We start from the raw sequence: 21,496 nt of genomic DNA, 5'->3' as shown, positions 1-21,496 counted from the left end.
CGGCAATGCGCGGCGTGCCGCGCGCGCGCCGCGCGATCTCAAGCGCACCGTCATTGCCGAGCGGCATCTGCAGGATGCGAGCGCCGCGCCGCACGATCTGCTCCAATTCCTCGACCGTGTAGAAATTGAGCCGCACCGGAATGCCGAAGCGGTCGCGCAACGGATTGGTGAGCAGGCCCAGCCGCGTGGTGGCTGCCACAAGGGTGAAGCGCGCGAGGTCGATCTTGACCGAGCGCGCCGCCGGTCCCTCGCCGATGATCAGGTCGAGCTGGAAATCCTCCATCGCCGGATAGAGGATTTCCTCCACCGCCGGGTTGAGCCTGTGGATCTCGTCGATGAACAGCACATCGCCTTCTTCGAGATTTGTCAGCAGTGCCGCGAGATCGCCTGCCTTGGCGATGACCGGCCCGGAGGTCGAACGGAAATTGACGCCGAGCTCACGCGCCATGATCTGCGCCAGCGTCGTCTTGCCTAGCCCCGGCGGTCCGACGAACAGCACATGGTCGAGCGCCTCCTTGCGGCCCTTGGCGGCCTCGATGAAGACTTTGAGGTTTGCCCGCACCGCCGCCTGACCAACGAAATCGTCGAGCGTCTGCGGCCGCAAGGTCTGCTCGGCGTCCTCGCCACGCTTTTCCGGTGCAATGAGGCGGGGGGAAAGGCTCATGCCAGCAATTCCATGCTTGCAATGGACCTTGCAGCCCGCTGATCGAAAGTGACCGTGTGGGAACAGCCCACATTTCGGTTGTGCTCGGCGATTAGCGCATCGGCAAAGTCAACCTGCGGCATGTTGGACCTTTCGAGCGCGATCACAATGGCATCGAAATCCTCGAAAACCAACGTTCTGATTTTCAGCAGTCTTTGGATCGCCGCCAGGACTTGTTCCCTGGACATCCTGTAACGAGAAATCAGCGACCAACTGAACTCGACCAGGACGATCAGGCTGACAAAGCCTGGGGTATCCTCACTAAGGCCTTTGCCGAAAGCTAAGGCTTTTGCCCTTTGCTCGGCATCATCGTTCAGCACCATTCGAAGCAGAACGTTCGTATCGATGCCTATCGACGTCACGCGTCACCCTCATGCCCGCCCTTCGGCGCGTCCCCGACAACATGCCGTCCAACAGCGTCCCGAACCGCGGCATCGATTTCCTCGAGTGAAGCCGGACCGTCGGGCGGATCTCCCAGGAATCCGGCGAGGTCAGCAAAGTCGAGATTGCGCGGCGTTCCGATCAAGTAGCCATCCACTACCGTCCAGGCGATCATGTCACCCGCCTTGAGCGACAGCGCATCCCTGACGTCCTTTGGGATGGTAAGCTGGCCTTTCGATGTCAGGCTTGCGTAAGCACCCATTTTTCTTACTTTCCGAGAAATTACTTACAAAGCATATTGTAGTTGGAATTTTGTTTTCAAGCAATCACCGCGCCAGTTCCCTCAGCCCGAAGCGGATTAGTTTCGACGCATCGGCGCCCTCGCCCGCCGTCTTCAGCGCCGCCGACACCGCATTGGCGGCGGTGTCACGCGAATAGCCGAGATTGACCAGGGCCGAGACCGCGTCGGTGATCGGCGCGGGCGCCACGCCTTCGCCGAGTTCCTGCTTGAGCCCAATGGTGCCGGTGGCGGTGCCCGCATAGGCAGGTGCCTTGTTCTTCAATTCGGTGACGATGCGCTCGGCCACCTTCTTGCCGACGCCAGGGGCGCGGGAAACCATGGCGATGTCGCGCAGTGCAATGGCATTGGCGAGGTCGGCCGGCGCCAGCGTCGACAGGATGGCCAACGCCACCTTGGCGCCGACACCCGGCACGTTGTTCATCAGCAACCGAAACCATTCGCGCTCGAGCTGCGACTGGAAACCATAAAGCCGCAGCATGTCCTCGCGGACATAGGTCTCGATGAACAGTACCACCGCTTCGCCGGGCGAAGGCAGTGCCGCCAGCGTGCGGGTCGAGCAATAAGCGACATAGCCGACGCCGTGGATATCGACCAGACAATGGTCTTCGTCGACCTCGTCGAGTGTGCCCTTGAGCTTGCCGATCATCTCCAACAGCCTCTCATGATGCCAATACCGCCAGGCGATAGGCCGCACTCTGCCGGTGATGCGCGTGGCAAATCGCGATGGCCAGCGCGTCGGCGGCGTGTTCGGTGTCGAAGATCGCCTTCGGCAGCAGCACCTTCACCATCATGTGGATCTGCTTCTTGTCACCGTGGCCGACGCCGATCACCGCCTTCTTCACCGCATTGGGCGCATATTCGGCGACGACGAGGCCCGCCCGCGCCGGGACCAGCATGGCAATGCCGCGCGCCTGGCCGAGCTTCAGCGTCGCAACGGCGTCCTTGTTGACGAAGGTCTGTTCGACGGCGGCCTCATGCGGCATGGCCTGATGCAGGACTTCGGCAAGCCCATCATGCAGTTGGCAGAGCCGCGTCGCCAGCGCCGCCTTGTCCTCGGAGCGCACGGTACCCGAAGCGACAAAACGCAAGGAATTGCCGAGGCTCTCGACAATGCCCCAGCCGGTGCGCCTGAGCCCCGGATCGATACCGATGATGCGAATCGCGTCCCCCATCCGGTGACTTTACCCCCGGTGGACAGCGATGCCAGCGAAATGTGAACAAACCAGAAACAACCTTGCCAATTCAAGGGAGCGATTGCGGGATCGCTTAATTGCGGGCGAACGCCGTGTTGAGCAGGCTGATCTGGTCCGAAACCGGATTGGGCCGGCGGGCCACGGGCTGCATGTCGACCACCGCGCCGGCGCCGTAGATCTCTTCATCCATGCGGCGCACCAATGCCTGCAGGCGCAGCGACCGGTTGACGAGGTCGAGGAAATCGTTCGGCAGTTCGGCCCAGCCGGCCGCTTCGTCATGGGCGGAAGCGGTATCGAGGCGCACCTTGGACTTTTCCGAGGCGACCTGGTCGCGGGTCATCTCGCCGGAATTCGCCGCGCGCTGCAAAAGCAGCCACGAGGCAACCTGCATCAGCCTGGTGGTCAGTCGCATCGATTCGGCCGCGTAGAGCGTGGCCGCCAGCCGCGACAGTTTCTTGGCCTCGGCCCGGCCCTTGCCGTCGAGATACTCCGCCGCCTGTTCGACCAGCCCCATGCCTTCCTGGTAAAGCGGTTTGAAGGAGTGCGAAAAAACCCGGCGCTCCGCCAGCTTCACGGTTTTCGCAATGCCCTTCGAAGGCTCGTTCATTGATAATGCCCCTGCACTCGCAACCGGCCGATTCGGCTCTCTGCCGATACACCCGGGACGCTATATAACTGAAGCTTGAAAATGCGCTTCGTCCGGGGTGAAGGCAAGCATATGTTTAACAGAAGGTTAACGGGGAACCGCCGCGCGGAATGCCGCCGGAATGCGGACAAAAAAAGAGCCGCGGATAAGGCGGCTCTCAGGAGTTTAACAGGGAGGCGTCAAACAAAGTGGCTCCAACCACTCGGTAAGAATCCAGATCACTGGATGGACATAGTAAACGCCTGTAAAGCTTAATGAACTCTTAACATCCCTGATATTTTTTAACCCAACACCGTGCTCCTGTGCCGTAACAGCACAGCCGCACAGGCCCGGTTTCAACCTTCCTTCAGGCCTTTTTTCCACACCACCGGCAACGCAATGAAGGCGAACAGCAGAATGCCTGCGTAGAAGCCGATCGAGGATATCCCCAGCAACGGCTCGATCCCCGGATTTCCGGCAAGCAGTATATAAAGGCCGATCATGAGCCCGATGCCGCTGATTGCCGTCAGCCAGAAATGGACCAGGGCCAGCGTCTTTTGCCCGGCAGCCGGAAACAGGTGGTAAAAGAACGCGAAGACCGCCGACATCAGCCAGCCCGCCACCATAGTGTGGGCGTGGGTCGGCATCTGGCCGTGATCTTCACTGATGGCCATGTGGATGCCGAGTGCCATGCCGCACAGCGCATAGATGATCGCCAGCGTGAAGAAATTCCGTGCTGTCCCTTGCATATTAGTCCCCCGAATTGCCTGTTCCCAAGCTGGGAATGAGTTGATCGTCAGGCGAGCGCTGTCGCCGCCGGACTTCCGTCGGCACTAGCATCGGCACTGTTTCCGGACGATGTCGCCCCCCGACGCTCCCGACATAGCAGAAAAATCGGGCGGTGCGTTCATCATATTAGTCGCTCCTTTCGTTAGGCAGTCTGAAACACAGCCGGCTTTTCCACGACATCGTTCGGAAACAGCCGCGGCGCTAAACGCTGCGGCATCTGATCGGCGAGCGGGCAATGGCCACCTCGCCGTCAACCATTGGACATCGGGAGAAAGTCATGGATTGGTATTCCATCGTCAAATTGCTGCACATCATTTCGGCGATGCTTTGGGTCGGTGGCGGCTTCACGCTGATGGTGCTGGCGACGCTGGCGGATCGTGCCGGCAACATTCAGGGAACGCTGCAGGCGATGCGCGCCACCGGCGAGCTGGGCAACCGCTTCTTCGCGCCGATGTCGATGCTGACATTGGCCTTCGGCTTGATCATGTGCTCATTCTGGGTCGGCTTCTCCGATCTCTGGATCCTGATCGGCCTTGCCGGCTACGCCACGACCTTCTGCATCGGCATGTTCGTTTTCAAGCCGACAGCCGACCACATGAGCGCGATGATCGCCAGGGACGGCGTGACGCCCGCGGCACTTGCCTACGGCCAGCGCATCCTGCGGGCGGCGCGCTTCGATTATGCGGTGATGCTGGTCATCGTCACCGACATGGTGCTGAAGCCGACCCTGCACGACGTCGCCATTCTCGCCGGCATGGTTGTGGTTCTTGCCGCCGGCGCCACAATGGCGCTCGGCCGGACACGGCGCATGGTGCCCAACGCCGCCTGACCAGAGCGGATCACCTGAAGGGCGCTGGTCTACATCAAGCCGGCAATCCCGTCCCACAGAAGCTTCACAGCCACGACCGCCACGGTCGCATAGGTGAAGGGATAAAAAACCTCCGGCCGCATGCGCCGCACCAGCCACGCACCGGCGATGGTCGACAACGGCGCCAGCGGCATCAGCACCGCCGACGCCGTCAGATTGGCGGTGTCGAATTGGCCGAGCGCGAAATAGGGAATGAGCTTCAGCGCGTTGGTGGCGGCAAAGAAGATCGCTGCCGTGCCCGACAGCACCTTGGGGTCGAGCCGGATCGGCAAGGCATAGACTTGGAAGGGCGGGCCGCCGACATGGGCGACGAAGCTGGTGAAGCCTGCGACCGTGCCCCATATGGCCGCGGCCACGCGATTGGGTGCGGCCGCGTGGTCGGAACCATGACGAAATTGCAGGTAAAGCCAGCGCAGGACGAAGATGATGGCGACGGCGCCGACGATGAGCCGCACCGCTTCCTCGGTGACGAGTGCTGCCGTCAGCCAGCCAAGCCCGATGCCGATGATGGCGCCCGGCATCATGTCGGCCAGCATCTTTCTGTTATAGACGCCCCACCATGTCCACACCGAGACGATGTCCATCAGGCACAGGATCGGCAGCAGGATGGCGGCCGCCTGCACCGGCGGCATGGTCAGCGCCATCAGCGGCACGCCGACAAAGCCGACGGCGCCGCCAAAACCGCCCTTGGACAGGCCGACCAGAATGACCGCCGGGACGGCGGCCGCGTAGAACCACGGATCGAGAAGCAGGCCTGACATGGGGAGGGCTGGTCTGGAGGGAAAGCGGATCAACGTCTGAATAGCCTGGAATCGCCTGCTCGGCGACCGTAAATATCGACTGGCCGCGACATATCGGGCCAACGGGCTTCGAACGCTTATCGGTGCGCCGAAACCAGCAGGAACATCGGCCGCTCGAGCTCTTCCGCAAGGTCCGGCCTGGCCGCGATCTGCGCGTCCGTCGGACGGAATTCCTCGACATGCTCGATTGTGAAACCCGTGCGGATCAGCGTGTTGAGCGTTGTGCCGATGGTGCGGTGATGTTTGACCACCCCCTTGGCCAGCCAGTCGGTCTTGCGCGGCCCTTCCACCAGATACCGGTCGACAGGCCAGGTCCTTTTCCCTTCCCCATCGATCGACCAGCCCGGATTGGTTGGGGCCATGTAGATCGGATGTTCCGTCGAGAAGACAAAATGGCCGCGGGGCGACAGGGCCCGGTGCACGGTCCTGAACAGGCGCTCAATATCCTCGACATAGTGCAAGGCGAGCGAACTGTAGGCGAGATCGAAGCCGCCTTGCGGCAGGCTTAGCTGGTCGAGGTCGGCTCGCTCGTAGGTGACGCCGGCGTCCGGGCCGGCCGCTCTCGCACGGGCAAGCATCTTCTCCGACAGGTCAAGCCCAAGGACTTGCCTCGCCCCTTGCTCGTGCGCCCAGCGGCAAAACCAGCCGAAGCCGCAGCCGAGGTCGACGATCCTGAGGCCTGCCACGTCAGGCAGCATCGCACGCAGGGCCGGCCACTCGGCGGCGCCGTTCAGGCCTTCGATCGAGCGGCCAAGCTGGCTGTAGCCAGCGAAGAAATCCGGTTGATCGTAAATGTTTTGCGCCATGTTTTTCTCGCTCCTCGGACAGCCATCTGGCGGAAGACTGACATTTGGTGGACTCGCCGCGCCTTTCCACCATGGTCACGCGGGTCAAGCCTGTGAGCCCGACGGCAACCCCAGTGGCGGCGGCCGTCGCCGGATCGGCTGTGCCTTGATGATGGCGGTGCTGGTCTCGGCCTTGTCGGCGATACGGTCGAGAATGCCGTCGAGGTCGCCGATCGAGCGCACGTACAGCCGGGCGACGAAACAGTCGTCGCCCGTCACCTTGTCGCATTCGCCGAACTCGGCAATCTCCTCGATCAGTTTCTGGACGATGTGCAGCTTGCCCGGCAAAGGTTTGATCCGCACGATCGCCTGGAGCGTATAGCCGAGCGCCAGCGGATCGATCTCGACGGTGAACGCCCGGATGACGCCCCGCTCCTCGAGCCGCCGCAGCCGCTCCGAGACGCTAGGCGACGACAGCCCGACCTGAGCTGCCAGATCCTTCAGCGAGGTCCGCGCATCCCCGACCAGGATTTCCAGCAGATTTCGGTCGAAGTCATCCAGCATTTATTTTTCTCGCGGATTTCAAGGTGCCATCCTAAGATAATTAGGCAAAGCCCTCATATCTCCTTTTCCTGCAGATGGAAAGCCTCTGCATCGCATGAGATTATGCCGCTTCAACGGGTTCAGAGGCTTATCATGAACGATACTGTACGTGGCACGGTCGAAATGTCGGCCGCAATGGCGATCCTGGGAACGATCGGATGGTTCGTCATCATGTCCGGCCAGCCGATCATGGATGTGGTGTTCTGGCGCTGCGCGTTCGGCGCGCTGACGCTGCTCGTCATCTGTGCTTCGCTTGGATTGTTGCGCAACAGGCTGTCGTTGCGCATCATCGGCCTCGCGGCACTTGGGGGTGCGGCGATCGTCATCAACTGGCTGCTCCTGTTCAGCGCCTTCTCACGCGCCTCCATCTCGATCGCCACCGCGGTCTACAACACGCAGCCCTTCATGCTGGTCGGCTTCGGGGCGCTGTTGTTCGCCGAGCGGCTGACATTGACCAAGCTGACCTGGCTGGCAATCGCCTTCGCCGGCATGGTGCTGATCGTCGGGGCCGCCCCTGACTCCGGCGATGTCGGCACGAACTATTTCTCCGGCATTCTCATGGCCCTGGCCGCCGCCTTCTTCTGGGCCGTCGCGGCCATCGTCACCAAGAAGCTCAAGGGCACGCCGCCGCATCTGATCGCGCTCATCCAGGTCTGCGTCGGCGTGGTCATGCTGGCGCCCTTCGCCAATCTCTCGCATCTCCCCGCCGACCCATGGAGTTGGGCCATGCTGGCGACGCTCGGCATCGTCCACACCGGCCTGATGTACATCCTGATGTACGGCGCCATCCAGAAGCTGCCGACGCATCTGCAGGGGTCGCTGTCCTTCATCTATCCCGTCGTTGCCATCCTGGTCGATGTCACCGCCTTCGGCCATCGGCTGCATTTCAGCCAGGTCGTCGGCGCCGCCGCCATCCTGATCGCTGCCGCCGGCATGAACCTCGGCTGGACATTGTGGAAATCGAGACCGTCCGCCGGGAGCCCGCAGCCGATCAAGTAAGGCGGCATGCCGGCTACCCGGCCGGTCAAGAATTGCGATCCTGGCTGCCCGCCTGTTCAAAGCGGGCAGTTTGCTCTATGCCGCAATCCAACCATCTTCGCCCGGCATAGGCGAAACCCGGGATCGAAGAACCATGAATGACGCAACGCCCCCCAACCGCTGCCGCATCGTACTGATCGCGCCGCCCGGCGTGCCGGCCACCCGCATCGCGGCCGCGTTCAACGGCGGCGACATCGCCTCGCTGATCCTGCCCGAGAACGGCATGGACGAGGCCTTCTTCCAGGCATTCGCCGAACAGGTCGTGCCGGCCGCGCAGGCCGCGGGCGTGGCCGTCATCATCGCTGGCGACACCCGCATCGCGGGCCGGGTCCAGGCCGACGGCATCCATGTCGAGGTCTCCAAGGCCGAACTCGCGGAGACGATCGAGCATTTCCAGGCGAAGATGATGGTCGGCGCCGGCGGTGCCAAGACGCGCGACGACGCGCTGGATCTCGGCGAAGCCAGGCCCGATTACATTTTCTTCGGCCGCTTCGGCTACGACAACAAGCCCGAGCCGCATCCGCGCAACCTGTCATTGGGGCAATGGTGGGCGCAGATGATCCAGATCCCCTGCATCGTCGAGGCCGGTTGCGATCTTGCCTCCGTCGAGACGGTGGCCGCCACCGGCGCCGAGTTCGTCGCGCTGTCCAGCGCCGTGTTCGCCGACGGCGTCGATCCAAAGGCGGCGATCACTCGCGCCAATGCGCTGCTCGACGAAACAGCGCCGCGCTTCGAGGATTGACGTGTCCCTGGCAAGGCTTTCCCTTCAGGCCCTGCTTGCGGCGGTGATGATCCAGGCCGCCGCCGCCGAAACCATACCCTTGCCGCAGCCCAAGCCTGAAACCGGCGTGCACACCGACAAGCCGATCGAAAACCAGCTGCCCCAGCCTGCCACCACGGCGGAGCCCGCACCGCTGCCCTCGGTCGACAGCGTCAATCCCGATCGTTTCGGCGCCAAGCCGGCCGACGCCGCCTATGGTGCCTTCCAGCGCGGGCTCTACAAGACCGCCTACAATCTGGCGCTGGTCCGTGCGCAGAATGGCGACCCGGCGGCGCAGACGCTGATGGCCGAGATCCTGTCGCGCGGGTTGGGTGTGCCGTTGAACTCGGCCGAGGCCGCGAAATGGTACGCGCTTGCCGCCGAGCAGGGCGTGCCGGAATCGCAGTTTCAATACGCGCTGATGCTGCTCGACGGCCGCTACGTCAAGAAGGATGCGAAGGGGGCCTATGCCCTGATGCAGGCCGCCGCCGAAGCCGGCAACCAGCTGGCGCAATTCAATTTCGCGCAGATGCTGGTCCAGCAGGATCCCGGCGACGCCGGCCTGGCCATGGCGGTTTCCTATTATGAGCGCGCTGCGGCGAGCGGTCTCGCCGATGCGCAATACGCCATGTCTCAGATCTATGCCAATGGCGTCGGCGGCAAGCCGCGCGACGACGCACAGGCACGGCGGCTGCTGGCGCAGGCCGCCCGTCAGAACTATGACACCGCGCAGATCGATCTCGCCGCCTGGATGATCGAGGGCCGCGGCGGCGCGCGCGACCTGAAATCGGCGTTCGGCTGGACGAAGCAGGCCGCCGAAGGCGGCAACGTCGCGGCCCAGAACCGCCTGGCAAAACTCTATATGCAAGGCATCGGCACCGATCCGGACCTCGTGCTCGCCGGCGCCTGGTACATCGTCGCCCGCCGCGCCGGCCTCATCGATCAGGAGATGGACGATTTCCTGCAAGGGCTGAGCGACGACCAGACCAAGCAGGCCCTGCAGAAGGCGAACCGCCTGCCCTGAGGACAGCGCGCACGCTTATTGCTTGTGATCCAGGACGACTTTGCCGAAGGGCGAGCCGTGTTCGAGATGGCGGAAGGCGCTGGCTGCCTCACGCCACGGCAAGACCTTGTCGATCACCGGCGTCAACCGGTTGACGGCAAGAGCCCGGTTCATCGCCTCGAAGGATTCGCGTGAACCAACCGGTATCCCGCGTGCCCGGACCTGGCGGCGGAAGATGTCGAGCGGGTTGACTGCCCCTTCACTGCCGCCGAGATAGCCGATTACGTTGATCTGGGCACCCCGCGCCGAAGCCCTCAGCGACTGGGCGAAGCTTTGCGGCCCGCCGACTTCGATGATGTGATCGGCGCCCCGCCCACCGGTGAGCGCCAGCACGGCTGACGCCCAATCCGGGTCACTGCGGTAGTTGATGCCGTCATGGGCGCCAAGCGCTTTTGCGCGCGTGAGCTTGTCGTCGCTGCTTGACGTGACGATGACGCGTGCGCCGGCGGCGGCGGCAAACTGCACCGCAAACAGCGAGACACCGCCTGTGCCCAGGCTCAGCACCGTCTCGCCGGGTTTCAACCGGCCTTCGGTGAACAGCGCATGCCAGGCCGTCACGGCGGCGCAAGGCAGGGTCGCGGCCTCGACGTCGCTCAGGTGCTCTGGCGCAAGGACGGCCGCCTGTTCATCCAGCCTCGCGAACTCGCTGAGCAACTCGTCGATGGGACCGCCCCGTTGATAGGAGGGTTCGGCCATGGCGAAACTGCCGCCGATCCAACGCTGCCAGAATGTAGCGCAGACGCGGTCGCCGACCTTGAAGCGGGTCACTTCGGCGCCAACGGCAACCACTTCGCCGACGCCGTCCGAAAGCGGAACCAATGGCAGCGCAAAGGCAGTGTGGTAACTGCCACGGGCGATTTCCACATCGCGGTAATTCAGTGCCGTGGCCTTGATCTTGATAATCATCTCCTGGCGGCCCGGTTCCGGCATCGGCCGCTCGACCAGCCTGAGATTGTCGATGCCGCCCGGGTGCTGCAATTCGATTGCCTTCATTGTCTTCTTTCCGTTTGGAGGTCCCTGGAAAGGAAAATCGCTTGCCTTGCTTATGATTTCAAATTCATAATAATCAGAATGATTATGCACTTGGAGCACCGCTAGAATGCTGGAGGAACTGCGCACGCTCGTTCTGTTCGCCGAGGAAGGCTCTATTCAGAATGTGGCCCGGCGCCTGCCTTTGACGCAGCCTGCCGTCACCCGTCAGGTGCAGCGACTGGAGGATATGCTCGGGACAACGCTTCTTGATCGCCGGCAGAAGCCGCCGCGCCTGACCACGGCGGGACTGGAGGTGTTGGAGCGCGCGAAAGACATACTGGCGTCCATCGAGGCTCTGAAAGCCTGCGCCACCGACGCCGAACCGCAAGGCGTGCTGCGTGTCGGCTTGGCACATGGCTTGTCCGACGGGGGCGTTGCGGGCGGTATAGCTCACGCGGCTGCGACGTTTCCAAAAATATCCTTGCGGCTCAAGACCGGCTGGAGCGCGGATCTGATCGAGCAGTTCGAGCGCGGCCTACTCGACATGGCGATTGTTCTACGACCCGCCGGTCATCAAGGCCCGGACGTGCTCGGCACCGAACGTCTCGCCGTCATAGCGCAGGCCGGCGCTACCAAATCCCGTCTTACGGACGCCGCCTGGGCTTCCATGCCTTGGGTGCTCAGTCCCGAGCCTTGCGACGCACGTCAGAGACTCCTCGCCATTTTGGGCGGCGAACGGCATCGGCTCGTTGTGGCGGCGGAAATTCAGGACCCGGCGATGCAGATGGAATGGGTACGTCGGGGACACGGCCTCGGCCTCATGCCGTCGCGGCTCGCCGCGCGCGGACTTCCCGACGACCTCGCGCTTGTCGATACTGGAGATTTGGACCTTTCATTGCAGGTCGTGGCACTGCGCTCTCCTCACCTCAACCGCCTGGCGAAGGCCGCGCAAGCCATTGCAACGACCGTCGGCGACGTCCTCGATATCGAGACCTGATGCGGCTTGCCGGCCGGAGCCGACCCGTCCTCCCTTGCCTCTCCGGGCGATTTGTGGTCTTGGAGCCCTAAATCGCTTGTCACGGCGAACATCCCAACCAACGGTCTGGTCGTTGGCAGCATCCCGGATCCCATCATCATGGCCAAGATCAATGGCAACGAAATCCGTCCCGGCTATGTCATCGAACACGATGGCGGCCTCTGGGTGGCGGTCAGGACCAACACCGTCAAGCCGGGCAAGGGCGGCGCCTATAACCAGGTCGAACTGAAGAACCTCATCAACGGCACCAAGCTCAACGAACGCTTCCGTTCGGCCGAGACGGTCGAGCAGATCCGGCTCGACCTGAAGGATTTTTCCTTCCTCTACGAGCAGGAAGACGCGCTGGTGTTCATGGATACTCAAAGCTACGAGCAGCTCGAACTGAACAAGGATTTCGTCGGCGACCGCGCCGCGTTCCTGCAGGACGGCATGATGGTGACGGTTCAGCTCTACGAGGAGCGGCCGATCGGCATTTCACTGCCCGACTATGTGACGTTGACCATCACCGAGGCGGATCCCGTGGTGAAGGGCCAGACGGCGGCGTCCTCCTACAAGCCGGCTGTGCTGGAAAACGGCATTCGGGTCCTGGTCCCGCCCTTCATCGGCGCCGGCGAACGCATCATCGTCGACACCAACGAAATCACTTACGTGCGCCGCGCCGACTGATGCATGTCGCCCAAAGGTGGCCCTGGTTTTGGGTCACCGGCATGTATCGAGACAGAGTTTAAAGCGACGCACCAGGAAGAAGCACTATGGCACGCTCCGCCCTCCTCAACGTCATGGTCCAGGCCGCAATGAAGGCCGGCCGCTCGCTGTCGCGCGACTTCGGCGAGGTCCAGAACCTGCAGGTCTCGATGAAGGGTCCCGGCGACTATGTCAGCCAGGCCGACCGCAAGGCCGAGGACATCGTGTTTGCCGAATTGTCGAAAGCGCGCCCGGGCTACGGTTTCCTGATGGAAGAGCGCGGCACGGTCATTGGCGATGACAGCCAGCACCGCTGGATCGTCGATCCGCTCGACGGCACCACCAATTTCCTGCACGGCATTCCGCTTTTCGCCGTCTCCATAGCGCTTGAGCGCCAGGGCCAGATCGTTGCCGGCGTCATCTACAATCCGGCCATGGATGAGCTCTATACCACCGAGCGCGGCGGCGGCGCCTTCATGAATGATCGCCGCCTGCGCGTCGCCGGCCGCACCAAGCTTGTCGACACGGTGATCGGCTGCGGCGTGCCGCATCTCGGCCGCGGCCATCACGGCAATTTCCTGGTCGAACTGCGCAACGTCATGGCCGAGGTCTCCGGCGTACGCCGCATGGGCTCCGCCTCGCTCGATCTTGCCTATGTCGCCGCCGGACGCATGGACGGGTTCTGGGAAGTCGGCCTGTCGGCCTGGGACATCGCCGCCGGCCTGCTCTTGATCCGCGAGGCGGGCGGCTTCGCCTCCGACATGGATGGCGGGCAGGACATGCTGGACACCGGCACGGTCGTCGCCGGCAACGAGATCATCCAGCGCGCATTGCTGAAGACGGTGAAAAAGCCGCTCCCGCCGCGCTGAACCGCCGCAGTCGTAAAACCGCAAACAAAGCTTGAAATACTGTCCGTCGGTCGCCCAGATTAAGGGTGATGCAGGACGATAGATGACCGACACCCCGCCACAGATCGACATCCCGTTCATCGGACGCTGGCACTATTCGCGCGCCGAGATGATCGCCGACGGGATCGTCCATGCTGTCGGGATCGTGCTGGCGATAGCGGCCGGTTCGGCGCTGCTGGCGCTCGCTGCCTCCCGGGTCGGGCCCGGCGAATACATCGCAGCCGCCTTCTATGTCGTCTCGCTGCTCACGGTGCTTTCTGTGTCGCTGACTTATAATCTGTGGCCGGTGACCTCGCCCGCGAAATGGATTTTGCGGCGTTTCGATCATGCCGCGATCTATCTGTTGATCGCCGCCACCTACACACCCTTTCTCGCCCAGTTGGGAAACTCGCCGCTGGCGCGCTGGATGATCGTTCTGGTCTGGGCCGCGGCGGCAACGGGCATTGCCATCAAGGTGTTTTTCCCCGGCCGCTTCGACAGGCTGGCGATCGTCTTCTACCTTGCTATCGGCTGGAGCGGCATCGTCGTTGTCAAACCGCTTGTCGAGACGCTGCCGACCACGTCGATCGTGCTCATCGTCGCCGGTGGCGTCGTCTATTCCTGCGGCGTGATTTTCTTCGCCTGGAAGGCGCTGCGCTTCCACAACGCCCTGTGGCACGGCTTCGTCGTCACCGGCGCCGGCCTGCATCTGGCGGCCATGGCCGATTGCCTGGTCATCAACCGCCTTTGAAGCGCCGGCTCCAAAAGCCACCTGTGGCAATATTGCCAAGCACCATTCAATTTGGTCACAATTCCGTTTAGAGTCGCCAACTACGTGATCGGCGGCAGCGGCATCGGAAACGGGGCACGGATGGCTTTTCTCAGATCCTTCGGCATGGGCAGGCGCTCCGACGTGCTCATCTACGATCCGCACAAATTGTCGAGCCCTCAGGTCTTTCTGCTGACCATGGTCATCTTCCTGGCCATCGTCGCCTTCATCGCCGCCATCCTGACCCGCCAGGTCACGACGGCATTCGTCACCAATCCCGGCCTCAACGGCCTGATCGTCGGCGTGCTCGTCGTCGGTATCCTGCTGGCCTTCACGCAGGTCGGGCGGCTGTTTCGCGAGGTGCGCTGGGTCAACTCCTTCCGCGCCGGCTCCGAAACCACCGAACCGGTGCTGCTGGCGCCGATGAAGGCGATGATCGGTCGCTCGTCGTCCGTGGCCTTTTCGACCTCCTCGATGCGCACAATGCTCGACTCCATCGCCACGCGCCTCGACGAAAGCCGCGACACCTCGCGCTACCTGGTTGGCCTTCTGGTGTTCCTCGGCCTGCTTGGCACTTTCTGGGGCCTGTTGAATACGATCGGCTCGATCCGCGAGACGATTGAATCGCTCGATCCCGGCACGGGTGATGCCGCGGCGGTGCTCGATTCGCTGAAGCAGGGCCTGTCGGCGCCGCTGGCCGGCATGGGCACCGCCTTTTCGTCCTCGCTGTTCGGCCTCTCCGGCTCACTCGTGCTCGGCTTCCTCGACCTGCAGGCCGGTCGCGCCCAGACGCGCTTCTACACCGAGCTCGAGAACTGGCTGTCCTCGGTCACCGATCTGTCGTCCGACATCGTCGTTTCCGACCCGGCCAAGGCCGAATCTTCCGACGAGATCCGCGTCCTGTCGGAACGGCTGCGCAGCATGCAGGAGAACGGCGGCGGCTCCAATCCGCGCGTCGCCACAGCCATGGCCAATCTCGCCGACGGCATTTCCGGCCTGGTCAAGAACATGCGTTCCGAGCAGCAGATCATGCGCGATTGGGTCGAGGCCCAGTCCGACGAGCAGAAGGCGATGCGCAACACGCTGGAAAAGATCGCCGACGCGCTGAAGAAGCCCGGGGTGCACTAGGATGGCGCTTGCCAGGGGCCGGCGTACCGATCGCCGCATCGACTATTGGCCTGGCTTCGTCGACGCCTTGTCGACGCTGCTGCTCGCCATCATGTTCCTGCTCACCGTTTTCGTGTTGGCGCAGTTCCTGCTCGGCCGTGAAATCTCCGGCAAGGACACGGCACTGTCGCGCCTCAACTCGCAAATCAACGAACTGACCCAGCTTCTGGCGCTGGAGCGCTCGACGGCGCAGGACAAGGAGGATTCGCTCGCCAATCTGCAGGCGTCCCTGTCGGCGGCGCAGGCGGAAAAGAGCCGGCTCGAACAGTTGCTGGCGCAAGGTGCCGGCGCCGGCGACGCCGCCAACCAGCGTGCCGCGCAGTTGGGTGGTGAACTCGACAACCAGCGCCAGATCAGCCAGCAGGCGCTGAGCCAGGTCGAGATCCTCAACCAGCAGATCGCGGCCTTGCGCAAGCAGATCGGCGCGCTTGAGGATGCCCTCAACGTCTCCGAAACGCGCGACCGCGATTCCAACACCAAGATCGCCGATCTCGGCCGTCGCCTGAACGTGGCGCTGGCGCAGCGTGTGCAGGAATTGAACCGCTACCGCTCCGATTTCTTCGGGCGCCTGCGCGAAATCCTCGCCGACCGCGAGAACATCCGCATCGTCGGCGACCGCTTCGTGTTCCAGTCGGAAGTGCTGTTCCCGACCGGCTCCGAAGTGATCAACGACGCCGGCAAGGTCGAGATGAAGAAGCTCGCCGATGCCATCATCGAATTGCAGAAAGAGATCCCGCCGGAGATCAACTGGGTGCTGCGCGTCGATGGCCACACCGACAACAAGCCGCTGTCCGGCAATGGCCGTTACCGCGACAATTGGGAGCTGTCGACGGCGCGCTCGACCTCGGTGGTCAAGTTCCTGATCGAGAACGGCGTGCCGGCCAACCGGCTCGTCGCCGCCGGCTTCGGCGAGTTCCAGCCGCTCGACCCCGCCGACACCGACGAAGCGCGTAACAAGAACCGCCGCATTGAACTGAAGCTCACCGAACGTTGATCCATTATCACGCGAACTCACGCGAATTTGTTCGTCGGCTCAACTCTAGGGCGCAAGCGGCGGCCGGCAAGGCCTGAAAAGATTATCTTTTTTTAATTACACTTCGCGCGGAAGCGCTCCTAGCTTGCTGCGCAGGGCCGAGAACCGCCGGCGATGCCTCCCATCGCGACGCGACGGAACTGGACGACCCAAACAAGTCGGAAGGCGAAGCGGCGCGGCCGCTCTCCCTTCCCGGCAGGAGGAACCTCCCCATGAGCACTTCAGCATCTCTCAAGACTGCAACCCTTGCCGCGATTCTGATCGCGGCCCCGCTTGCCGGCGCCTATGCCGCGGGCCACCACAAGGGCGCACTCGATGCGACTGATCCGACCGATTTGACGGGCCCGCGTGTCGAGGCGCTCATTGAGCAGGTTCGGGGTGTCCATCAGGGCATCGTCGATGCCAGGCGAGCCAACAACATCACCCCGGCCGTCGCGGAGCGCCTGGAAATGCGCACCGCCCGTATCGGTCGGGCCGCCGAGAAGGTAGCGGCGTCGGATCACGGCAGGATACCGGCCGCGCAATACCATGACCTGCTGCGCCAGCTCGACACCGTCGACCAGCGTCTGATGGTCAACACCGGCAGCGGTTTCCTGATGGGCGATGGCGCCGACGGCGGAAACTATCCGAACGGCTGAGGCGATCCTGCCTGAATATTCCAGGAGGAAGGGATCAACTGGCGCCTTCGGGGACCCCAATCCGCAGGCGTCCTTTTCCTTACCAGCCCATCCTGGCTACCAACCGAGCCAGACCGCGATCAGGGCGGCCGCCGCCGGCACGGTCTGGATGTAAAGGATCTTGCGGCCGACCGTTGCCGCGCCATAGAGACCGGCAATGGCCACACACAACAGGAAGAAGACCTTGACCTGGAAGCCGCCGGCGCCGAGGTAAAGCCCCCAGATCAGGCCGGCGGCGAGAAATCCGTTGTAGAGGCCCTGATTGGCGGCGAGCACCTTCGAAGCACTGGCGAATTCCGGCGTCAGGCGGAATGTCTTGTGCCCGCGCGGCGTGTCCCAAAGAACCATCTCGAGATAAACGATGTAGACATGGATCAAGGCCACCAGCCCAACCAGGATGTTGCCGATCATTCTGCTCCCCCTGCATGCGTCGCCGGCAGCATTTCATGCTCGACCTCGCCTGCGCAAGCTGCATCTGCTGAATGGGATCTGAGGGTTGCCAAGGCTTTTGCGTTGGTGTCTTTTCGCGCCGTCCTCAATCACGGAAGCCGCCATGTCCTTTCACAAACTCGACGACCTCGGCCACAAGCTCGAAGCGCTTGAGCATGCGCTGGCCATCCTCGGCGCCGATGAAGCGACCCATATGGCCGTTGGCGGTGGCGAGAAGCGCGCCGAGGCGATGGCGGCACTGGCCGGCATGTATCACACCAGGGCGACCGCGCCGGAAATATCGGACTGGATCGCCGCCGCCGAAGCCGAGGCATTGGACGATGAGCAGCGCGCGGCCCTGACCGAACTGCGGCGGCAGTACACCAACCTGACCTGCCTGCCGGTCGAATTCGTCGAACACCAGACAACGGCGCGCATGCGTTGCGAGCAGCTATGGCGCGACCTGCGCGCCAAGAACGACTGGGCTGGCTTCCAGCCGGCGCTCGAGGGCGTGGTGGCGCTGGTGCGCGAAGAGGCGGCCCTGCGCTCCGACGTGCTCGGCCTCGCGCCCTATGACGCGCTGATGGAACAATACGATCCCGGCAACCGCACGGCGGACATCACTCCCGTCTTCGCCGACCTGAAGGCCTTCCTTAGAGGCTTCGTGCCGGAGGCGCTGGCGATCCAGGAAGCGCGGCTGCGCAGGCATCCGCTGAAGCCGCTTTCGGGCACCTATGCCATCGACCGGCAACGCGAACTCGGTCTCGCCATGATGGCGGCGGTCGGCTTCGACCTGACACACGGCTCGCTGTCGGTGTCGCACCATCCGTTCTGCGGCGGCGTGCCCAGCGACGTGCGCATCACCACCCGCTACAAGACATCGGACTTCCTGTCGGCGCTGATGGGCGTGCTGCACGAGACCGGCCATGCGCTCTATGAGCAGAACCTGCCGAAGGCATGGTCGCACTGGCCGCTCGGCAAGGCCCGCGGCATGGCCGTGCATGAAAGCCAGAGCCTGTTCGTCGAAAAGCAGATCGGCCGCAATCCTGCTTTCTGGCACTGGGCGCTGCCGGTGGTGGAAAAGCATCTCGGCGAAACCTGGTCGCTCGATGATCTCCTGCCGCATGTGCATCGCGTCGAGCGCGGCCTGATCCGCGTGGATGCCGACGAAGTAACCTATCCGCTGCATGTCATCCTGCGCTACGAACTGGAGCAGGAACTCGTCTCAGGCAGGCTGGAGGTGGCTGATCTACCCGAAGCCTGGGACGCCAAGATGCGCGACTATCTCGGCCTCTCCACCATCGACAATCCGGCCGATGGGCCGATGCAGGACGTGCACTGGCCGGGTGCCGCCTTCGGCTATTTCCCCTCCTACACGCTGGGCGCGATAATGGCGGCGCAGCAATGGGCCGCGCTGGTGCGCGAACATCCTTCAGCCGACGACGACCTGGTGAAAGGGAATTTCGCGGCCATCAACGACTGGCGCCGCAAGAAGATATGGGCGCAGGGATCGCGCTGGTCGACGCCGGACCTGCTCGAACGCGCCACCGGCGAAAAACTCAACGCCGTTTATTTCGTCAATCACCTGAAGCAGCGCTACGGTGGATGAGACCGGCCATATCGAGCCCCGCTATTCCGCCGCGCCCCTGAAGGCGCTGGCGCCGGTCTCGAATTGCAGCTTGGCCAGCCGCGCATAGATGCCGCTCTTGATGACCAGGCTCTGATGCGTGCCTTCCTCGACGATGCGACCGCCATCCATGACCAGGATCCTGTCGGCCTTGAGCACGGTCGCCAGCCGGTGGGCGATGACGATGGTGGTGCGGCCTTGCATCAGCCGCTCGAGCGCCGTCTGCACCAGCGTCTCGCTTTCGGCGTCGAGGGCCGAGGTCGCCTCGTCGAGCAACAGGATCGGCGCGTCGCGCAGGATGGCGCGGGCGATCGCTACCCGCTGGCGCTGGCCGCCTGACAGCGTCACGCCGCGTTCGCCGACCTGGCTGTCGTAACCGTTCTCGAGCTTGAGGATGAATTCGTCGGCCAACGCATCCTTCGCCGCCGCCTCGATCTCGGCCTCGCTGGCGCCTGGCCGGCCAAAGCCGATATTGTCGCGCGCGCTCGCCGCGAAGATAGTGACATCTTGCGGCACGATGGCGATGCGCTGCCTGACCGCGACAGGGTCAGCCTCACGCACGTCGATGCCGTCGATCAGGATCTTGCCGGTTTCGGGATCGTAGAAGCGCAGGATCAGCGAAAAGACGGTGCTCTTGCCGGCACCCGAGGGACCGACGATCGCCACCGTCTCGCCGGGTTTGACCGAAAAACTCAAGCCATGGACGGCGGCGCGGTCGGGCCTTGCCGGATAAGAGAACGAGACGTCGTCGAAGATGATCGCGCCCTTCACGATTGCCGGCATCGGCTTCGGATCGGCCGGCGCCTGGATCGCCGGCGTCTCGGCCAGGATCTCGGTCAGCCGTTCGGCCGCACCCGCTGCTTGCGCGAGTTCGCCCCAGACTTCCGACAGCGCGCCGAGCGCGCCGGCGGCGAACACCGAATAGAGCAGGAACTGGCCAAGGGTGCCGGGTGACAGATTGCCGTCGAGCACGTCGCGCGAGCCGAACCACAACACCGCGACGACCGACGAGAAAATGGTGAAGATGGCGAAGAAGGTGAGGAAGGACCGCGCGAAGATCGAGGCACGTGCCGCCTCGAAGGCGGCTTCCACCGCGCCCGAAAAGCGACCGGTGACCAGTTTCTCATTGGTAAAGGCCTGCAGCGTGCGCACCGCGCCGATCTGCTCGCTGGCATAGGCTGTCGCCTCGGCGAGCGTGTCCTGTGCCTGCCGGGATTTGCGCCTCACGGAGCGGCCGAAGGCGACCAGCGGCAGCACGATGATTGGAATGGCCGCTATGACCAGGCTGGACAGTTTTGGGCTGGTGACAACCATCATCGCCACGGCGCCGAGCCCAAGGATGACGTTGCGCAGCGCGACCGAAGCCGTGGCGCCTACCGCCGACTTGACCTGCGTGGTGTCGGCGGCGAGCCGCGACACGATCTCGCCCGACTGGGCAGTGTCAAAGAAGGCCGGCGACAGCGTCGTCACATGAGCGAAAACGTCGCGCCTGATATCGGCGACGACGCGCTCGCCGAGCGTGATGACGAAATAGTAGCGGCCGGCCGAGGCGGCCGCCAAAAGCGCCGCCATGGCCACCAGCGCGGCGAAATATTCAGCGATGATGGTGGATCCCGCCGGCGTGAAGCCATGATCGATCATGCGCCGCACCGCCAGCGGCAGCGCCAGCGTTGTCATCGCCGCGACTGCCAGCGAGACGACGGCGCCCGCCACCATTTTCCGGTAGCGGCCGATGTAAGGGAACAGGCGCCTGAGCGGCTTGAGCGAGCGGCGGCGCTCGTCTGCGCTGCTGGATTGCGCCATCCCGGTGTTTCCTCTAGCCGCCTTGTTGTATGCGCCTCAATATGCGCGAGCCACGGCCTTGTGATTCAATTTCGGCTGATGTATAGCCACGCCGACCGTTTTAGAAGCCGTGGCTCCTCAATAGCTGCGGCTTCGAGTTTTAAAAAGGGGCGCATCGACGCAGGCTTATGCCAGTCAGCCGCGCCAGCAAGCCAGGAACCGAGCCATGAAGAGCGCTATTCATCCCGATTACCACACCATCAAGGTCGTCATGACCGACGGCACCGAATACACGACCCGTTCGACCTGGGGCAAGGAAGGCGATACGATGAACCTCGACATCGACCCGACCACCCACCCGGCCTGGACCGGCGGCCAGCAGACCCTGCTCGACCGCGGCGGCCGCCTGTCGAAGTTCAAGAAGCGCTTCGAAGGTTTCGGCCTCTAAGGCAAGAGCTTTTTCGCAGATCAAAAGCCCGCCCTCGTGGCGGGTTTTTTGTTGCTTGGCCGAAGGCTGAGTTTTC

At 63.4% G+C, this 21,496-nt stretch carries 26 protein-coding genes; 13 read left to right on the top strand and 13 right to left on the bottom strand.

All coding sequences use genetic code 11. The annotated features are described in order from the left end of the window. The 7 genes from ruvB to O7A61_RS05415 form a co-directional block, all read right to left on the bottom strand. Window positions 1-664, bottom strand: a 664-nt coding sequence (gene ruvB / locus O7A61_RS05445) for a Holliday junction branch migration DNA helicase RuvB (RefSeq protein WP_337128882.1), incomplete at its 3' end; no start/stop codon positions are given. After that, window positions 661-1,065, bottom strand: coding sequence for a PIN domain-containing protein (locus O7A61_RS05440; protein ID WP_337128881.1), 405 nt, complete (start codon window positions 1,063-1,065; stop codon window positions 661-663). The genes ruvB and O7A61_RS05440, both read right to left, overlap by 4 nt. After that, window positions 1,062-1,346, bottom strand: coding sequence for an AbrB/MazE/SpoVT family DNA-binding domain-containing protein (locus tag O7A61_RS05435; protein WP_027141792.1), 285 nt, complete (start codon window positions 1,344-1,346; stop codon window positions 1,062-1,064). Before O7A61_RS05435 ends, O7A61_RS05440 begins: the two co-directional genes overlap by 4 nt. A gap of 64 nt (window positions 1,347-1,410) precedes the next feature. Next, window positions 1,411-2,031 carry a Holliday junction branch migration protein RuvA gene (ruvA, locus tag O7A61_RS05430; protein WP_337128885.1) on the bottom strand — a complete coding sequence of 207 codons (621 nt, stop codon included), beginning with the start codon at window positions 2,029-2,031 and terminating at the stop codon, window positions 1,411-1,413. A gap of 13 nt (window positions 2,032-2,044) precedes the next feature. Further along, on the bottom strand, window positions 2,045-2,557 hold the full coding sequence (ruvC, locus tag O7A61_RS05425; RefSeq protein ID WP_027141790.1) for a crossover junction endodeoxyribonuclease RuvC: 513 nt from the start codon (window positions 2,555-2,557) through the stop codon (window positions 2,045-2,047). 94 nt (window positions 2,558-2,651) lie between these two features. Beyond that, window positions 2,652-3,185 (bottom strand): protease adaptor protein RcdA, encoded by a 534-nt coding sequence (gene rcdA / locus O7A61_RS05420; protein ID WP_027141789.1) that lies wholly within the window; start codon window positions 3,183-3,185, stop codon window positions 2,652-2,654. Window positions 3,186-3,559: 374 nt separating this feature from the next. Further along, window positions 3,560-3,952 carry a hypothetical protein gene (locus O7A61_RS05415; RefSeq protein WP_337128880.1) on the bottom strand — a complete coding sequence of 131 codons (393 nt, stop codon included), beginning with the start codon at window positions 3,950-3,952 and terminating at the stop codon, window positions 3,560-3,562. A 317-nt stretch (window positions 3,953-4,269) separates the two neighbouring features. On the opposite strand from O7A61_RS05415, the gene O7A61_RS05410 reads away from it, so the two are divergent. Then, entirely contained in the window at window positions 4,270-4,821 is a 552-nt protein-coding gene (locus tag O7A61_RS05410; RefSeq protein ID WP_337128879.1) for a DUF2269 family protein, read from the top strand. A gap of 29 nt (window positions 4,822-4,850) precedes the next feature. On the opposite strand, the gene O7A61_RS05405 is transcribed toward O7A61_RS05410, so the two are convergent. The 3 genes from O7A61_RS05405 to O7A61_RS05395 all read right to left on the bottom strand — a co-directional run bounded on the left by O7A61_RS05405 (window position 4,851) and on the right by O7A61_RS05395 (window position 7,009). Next, window positions 4,851-5,621 (bottom strand): sulfite exporter TauE/SafE family protein, encoded by a 771-nt coding sequence (locus O7A61_RS05405; RefSeq protein ID WP_027141786.1) that lies wholly within the window; start codon window positions 5,619-5,621, stop codon window positions 4,851-4,853. A gap of 116 nt (window positions 5,622-5,737) precedes the next feature. Beyond that, window positions 5,738-6,466: a class I SAM-dependent methyltransferase gene (locus tag O7A61_RS05400; RefSeq protein WP_337128878.1), complete on the bottom strand. Its 729-nt coding sequence runs from the start codon at window positions 6,464-6,466 to the stop codon at window positions 5,738-5,740. A gap of 84 nt (window positions 6,467-6,550) precedes the next feature. Next, window positions 6,551-7,009: an Lrp/AsnC family transcriptional regulator gene (locus tag O7A61_RS05395; protein ID WP_337128877.1), complete on the bottom strand. Its 459-nt coding sequence runs from the start codon at window positions 7,007-7,009 to the stop codon at window positions 6,551-6,553. Between the two features lie 132 nt (window positions 7,010-7,141). Between O7A61_RS05395 and O7A61_RS05390 the strand changes: the two genes are divergently transcribed. From O7A61_RS05390 to O7A61_RS05380, 3 genes are all read left to right on the top strand, one after another. Next, window positions 7,142-8,047: a DMT family transporter gene (locus O7A61_RS05390; protein WP_337128876.1), complete on the top strand. Its 906-nt coding sequence runs from the start codon at window positions 7,142-7,144 to the stop codon at window positions 8,045-8,047. A 133-nt stretch (window positions 8,048-8,180) separates the two neighbouring features. Next, entirely contained in the window at window positions 8,181-8,828 is a 648-nt protein-coding gene (locus tag O7A61_RS05385) for a thiamine phosphate synthase (RefSeq protein ID WP_337128875.1), read from the top strand. 46 nt (window positions 8,829-8,874) lie between these two features. After that, a complete protein-coding gene (locus tag O7A61_RS05380; RefSeq protein ID WP_442921047.1) occupies window positions 8,875-9,870 on the top strand; it encodes a tetratricopeptide repeat protein in 996 nt (331 codons plus the stop codon). Window positions 9,871-9,885: 15 nt separating this feature from the next. On the opposite strand, the gene O7A61_RS05375 is transcribed toward O7A61_RS05380, so the two are convergent. Then, window positions 9,886-10,902 (bottom strand): zinc-dependent alcohol dehydrogenase family protein, encoded by a 1,017-nt coding sequence (locus O7A61_RS05375; RefSeq protein WP_337128871.1) that lies wholly within the window; start codon window positions 10,900-10,902, stop codon window positions 9,886-9,888. A gap of 106 nt (window positions 10,903-11,008) precedes the next feature. On the opposite strand from O7A61_RS05375, the gene O7A61_RS05370 reads away from it, so the two are divergent. The 7 genes from O7A61_RS05370 to O7A61_RS05340 all read left to right on the top strand — a co-directional run bounded on the left by O7A61_RS05370 (window position 11,009) and on the right by O7A61_RS05340 (window position 17,095). Continuing rightward, a complete protein-coding gene (locus O7A61_RS05370; protein ID WP_337128869.1) occupies window positions 11,009-11,878 on the top strand; it encodes a LysR family transcriptional regulator in 870 nt (289 codons plus the stop codon). A gap of 138 nt (window positions 11,879-12,016) precedes the next feature. Next, complete coding sequence (gene efp, locus O7A61_RS05365; RefSeq protein WP_027141779.1) at window positions 12,017-12,583, top strand: elongation factor P; 567 nt, start codon at window positions 12,017-12,019, stop codon at window positions 12,581-12,583. 86 nt (window positions 12,584-12,669) lie between these two features. Beyond that, window positions 12,670-13,470 (top strand): inositol monophosphatase family protein, encoded by an 801-nt coding sequence (locus O7A61_RS05360; RefSeq protein WP_337128867.1) that lies wholly within the window; start codon window positions 12,670-12,672, stop codon window positions 13,468-13,470. Window positions 13,471-13,552: 82 nt separating this feature from the next. Continuing rightward, window positions 13,553-14,239, top strand: coding sequence for a PAQR family membrane homeostasis protein TrhA (gene trhA, locus O7A61_RS05355; protein WP_337128865.1), 687 nt, complete (start codon window positions 13,553-13,555; stop codon window positions 14,237-14,239). Window positions 14,240-14,359: 120 nt separating this feature from the next. After that, window positions 14,360-15,385: a MotA/TolQ/ExbB proton channel family protein gene (locus O7A61_RS05350; protein WP_027141776.1), complete on the top strand. Its 1,026-nt coding sequence runs from the start codon at window positions 14,360-14,362 to the stop codon at window positions 15,383-15,385. Window position 15,386: 1 nt separating this feature from the next. Beyond that, window positions 15,387-16,418: a peptidoglycan -binding protein gene (locus O7A61_RS05345; protein ID WP_140508938.1), complete on the top strand. Its 1,032-nt coding sequence runs from the start codon at window positions 15,387-15,389 to the stop codon at window positions 16,416-16,418. A 251-nt stretch (window positions 16,419-16,669) separates the two neighbouring features. Continuing rightward, window positions 16,670-17,095: a hypothetical protein gene (locus O7A61_RS05340; protein ID WP_337128863.1), complete on the top strand. Its 426-nt coding sequence runs from the start codon at window positions 16,670-16,672 to the stop codon at window positions 17,093-17,095. 96 nt (window positions 17,096-17,191) lie between these two features. Here O7A61_RS05340 and O7A61_RS05335 read toward each other — a convergent pair whose 3' ends face one another. After that, complete coding sequence (locus tag O7A61_RS05335) at window positions 17,192-17,545, bottom strand: DUF1304 domain-containing protein (protein ID WP_140752573.1); 354 nt, start codon at window positions 17,543-17,545, stop codon at window positions 17,192-17,194. Window positions 17,546-17,687: 142 nt separating this feature from the next. On the opposite strand from O7A61_RS05335, the gene O7A61_RS05330 reads away from it, so the two are divergent. Next, window positions 17,688-19,172, top strand: a complete 1,485-nt coding sequence (locus O7A61_RS05330; RefSeq protein ID WP_337128861.1) for a carboxypeptidase M32 — start codon at window positions 17,688-17,690, stop codon at window positions 19,170-19,172. 21 nt (window positions 19,173-19,193) lie between these two features. Here O7A61_RS05330 and O7A61_RS05325 read toward each other — a convergent pair whose 3' ends face one another. Then, window positions 19,194-20,993, bottom strand: a complete 1,800-nt coding sequence (locus tag O7A61_RS05325) for an ABC transporter transmembrane domain-containing protein (RefSeq protein ID WP_337128859.1) — start codon at window positions 20,991-20,993, stop codon at window positions 19,194-19,196. A gap of 205 nt (window positions 20,994-21,198) precedes the next feature. Between O7A61_RS05325 and rpmE the strand changes: the two genes are divergently transcribed. Continuing rightward, complete coding sequence (gene rpmE / locus O7A61_RS05320; RefSeq protein WP_010912060.1) at window positions 21,199-21,420, top strand: 50S ribosomal protein L31; 222 nt, start codon at window positions 21,199-21,201, stop codon at window positions 21,418-21,420. Window positions 21,421-21,496: the final 76 nt, after the last annotated feature.

Origin of the sequence: Mesorhizobium sp. Cs1321R2N1 (genome assembly GCF_037179725.1) — a bacterium.
Taxonomy (GTDB): domain Bacteria; phylum Pseudomonadota; class Alphaproteobacteria; order Rhizobiales; family Rhizobiaceae; genus Mesorhizobium; species Mesorhizobium salmacidum.
Note: the sequence above shows the minus strand (reverse complement) of the source record. Positions and strands in the feature narration are given on the sequence as shown.

Excerpts from the sequence above, each read along its gene's own strand:
- O7A61_RS05435 (WP_027141792.1), bottom strand. The coding sequence starts at position 1,346 with ATGGGTGCTTACGCAAGCCTGACATCGAAAGGCCAGCTTACCATCCCA.
- ruvA (WP_337128885.1), bottom strand. The coding sequence starts at position 2,031 with ATGATCGGCAAGCTCAAGGGCACACTCGACGAGGTCGACGAAGACCAT.
- ruvC (WP_027141790.1), bottom strand. The coding sequence starts at position 2,557 with ATGGGGGACGCGATTCGCATCATCGGTATCGATCCGGGGCTCAGGCGC.
- rcdA (WP_027141789.1), bottom strand. The coding sequence starts at position 3,185 with ATGAACGAGCCTTCGAAGGGCATTGCGAAAACCGTGAAGCTGGCGGAG.
- O7A61_RS05415 (WP_337128880.1), bottom strand. The coding sequence starts at position 3,952 with ATGCAAGGGACAGCACGGAATTTCTTCACGCTGGCGATCATCTATGCG.
- O7A61_RS05410 (WP_337128879.1), top strand. The coding sequence starts at position 4,270 with ATGGATTGGTATTCCATCGTCAAATTGCTGCACATCATTTCGGCGATG.
- O7A61_RS05405 (WP_027141786.1), bottom strand. The coding sequence starts at position 5,621 with ATGTCAGGCCTGCTTCTCGATCCGTGGTTCTACGCGGCCGCCGTCCCG.
- O7A61_RS05400 (WP_337128878.1), bottom strand. The coding sequence starts at position 6,466 with ATGGCGCAAAACATTTACGATCAACCGGATTTCTTCGCTGGCTACAGC.
- O7A61_RS05395 (WP_337128877.1), bottom strand. The coding sequence starts at position 7,009 with ATGCTGGATGACTTCGACCGAAATCTGCTGGAAATCCTGGTCGGGGAT.
- O7A61_RS05390 (WP_337128876.1), top strand. The coding sequence starts at position 7,142 with ATGAACGATACTGTACGTGGCACGGTCGAAATGTCGGCCGCAATGGCG.
- O7A61_RS05385 (WP_337128875.1), top strand. The coding sequence starts at position 8,181 with ATGAATGACGCAACGCCCCCCAACCGCTGCCGCATCGTACTGATCGCG.
- O7A61_RS05380 (WP_442921047.1), top strand. The coding sequence starts at position 8,875 with ATGATCCAGGCCGCCGCCGCCGAAACCATACCCTTGCCGCAGCCCAAG.
- O7A61_RS05375 (WP_337128871.1), bottom strand. The coding sequence starts at position 10,902 with ATGAAGGCAATCGAATTGCAGCACCCGGGCGGCATCGACAATCTCAGG.
- O7A61_RS05370 (WP_337128869.1), top strand. The coding sequence starts at position 11,009 with ATGCTGGAGGAACTGCGCACGCTCGTTCTGTTCGCCGAGGAAGGCTCT.
- efp (WP_027141779.1), top strand. The coding sequence starts at position 12,017 with ATGGCCAAGATCAATGGCAACGAAATCCGTCCCGGCTATGTCATCGAA.
- O7A61_RS05360 (WP_337128867.1), top strand. The coding sequence starts at position 12,670 with ATGGCACGCTCCGCCCTCCTCAACGTCATGGTCCAGGCCGCAATGAAG.
- trhA (WP_337128865.1), top strand. The coding sequence starts at position 13,553 with ATGACCGACACCCCGCCACAGATCGACATCCCGTTCATCGGACGCTGG.
- O7A61_RS05350 (WP_027141776.1), top strand. The coding sequence starts at position 14,360 with ATGGCTTTTCTCAGATCCTTCGGCATGGGCAGGCGCTCCGACGTGCTC.
- O7A61_RS05345 (WP_140508938.1), top strand. The coding sequence starts at position 15,387 with ATGGCGCTTGCCAGGGGCCGGCGTACCGATCGCCGCATCGACTATTGG.
- O7A61_RS05340 (WP_337128863.1), top strand. The coding sequence starts at position 16,670 with ATGAGCACTTCAGCATCTCTCAAGACTGCAACCCTTGCCGCGATTCTG.
- O7A61_RS05335 (WP_140752573.1), bottom strand. The coding sequence starts at position 17,545 with ATGATCGGCAACATCCTGGTTGGGCTGGTGGCCTTGATCCATGTCTAC.
- O7A61_RS05330 (WP_337128861.1), top strand. The coding sequence starts at position 17,688 with ATGTCCTTTCACAAACTCGACGACCTCGGCCACAAGCTCGAAGCGCTT.
- O7A61_RS05325 (WP_337128859.1), bottom strand. The coding sequence starts at position 20,993 with ATGGCGCAATCCAGCAGCGCAGACGAGCGCCGCCGCTCGCTCAAGCCG.
- rpmE (WP_010912060.1), top strand. The coding sequence starts at position 21,199 with ATGAAGAGCGCTATTCATCCCGATTACCACACCATCAAGGTCGTCATG.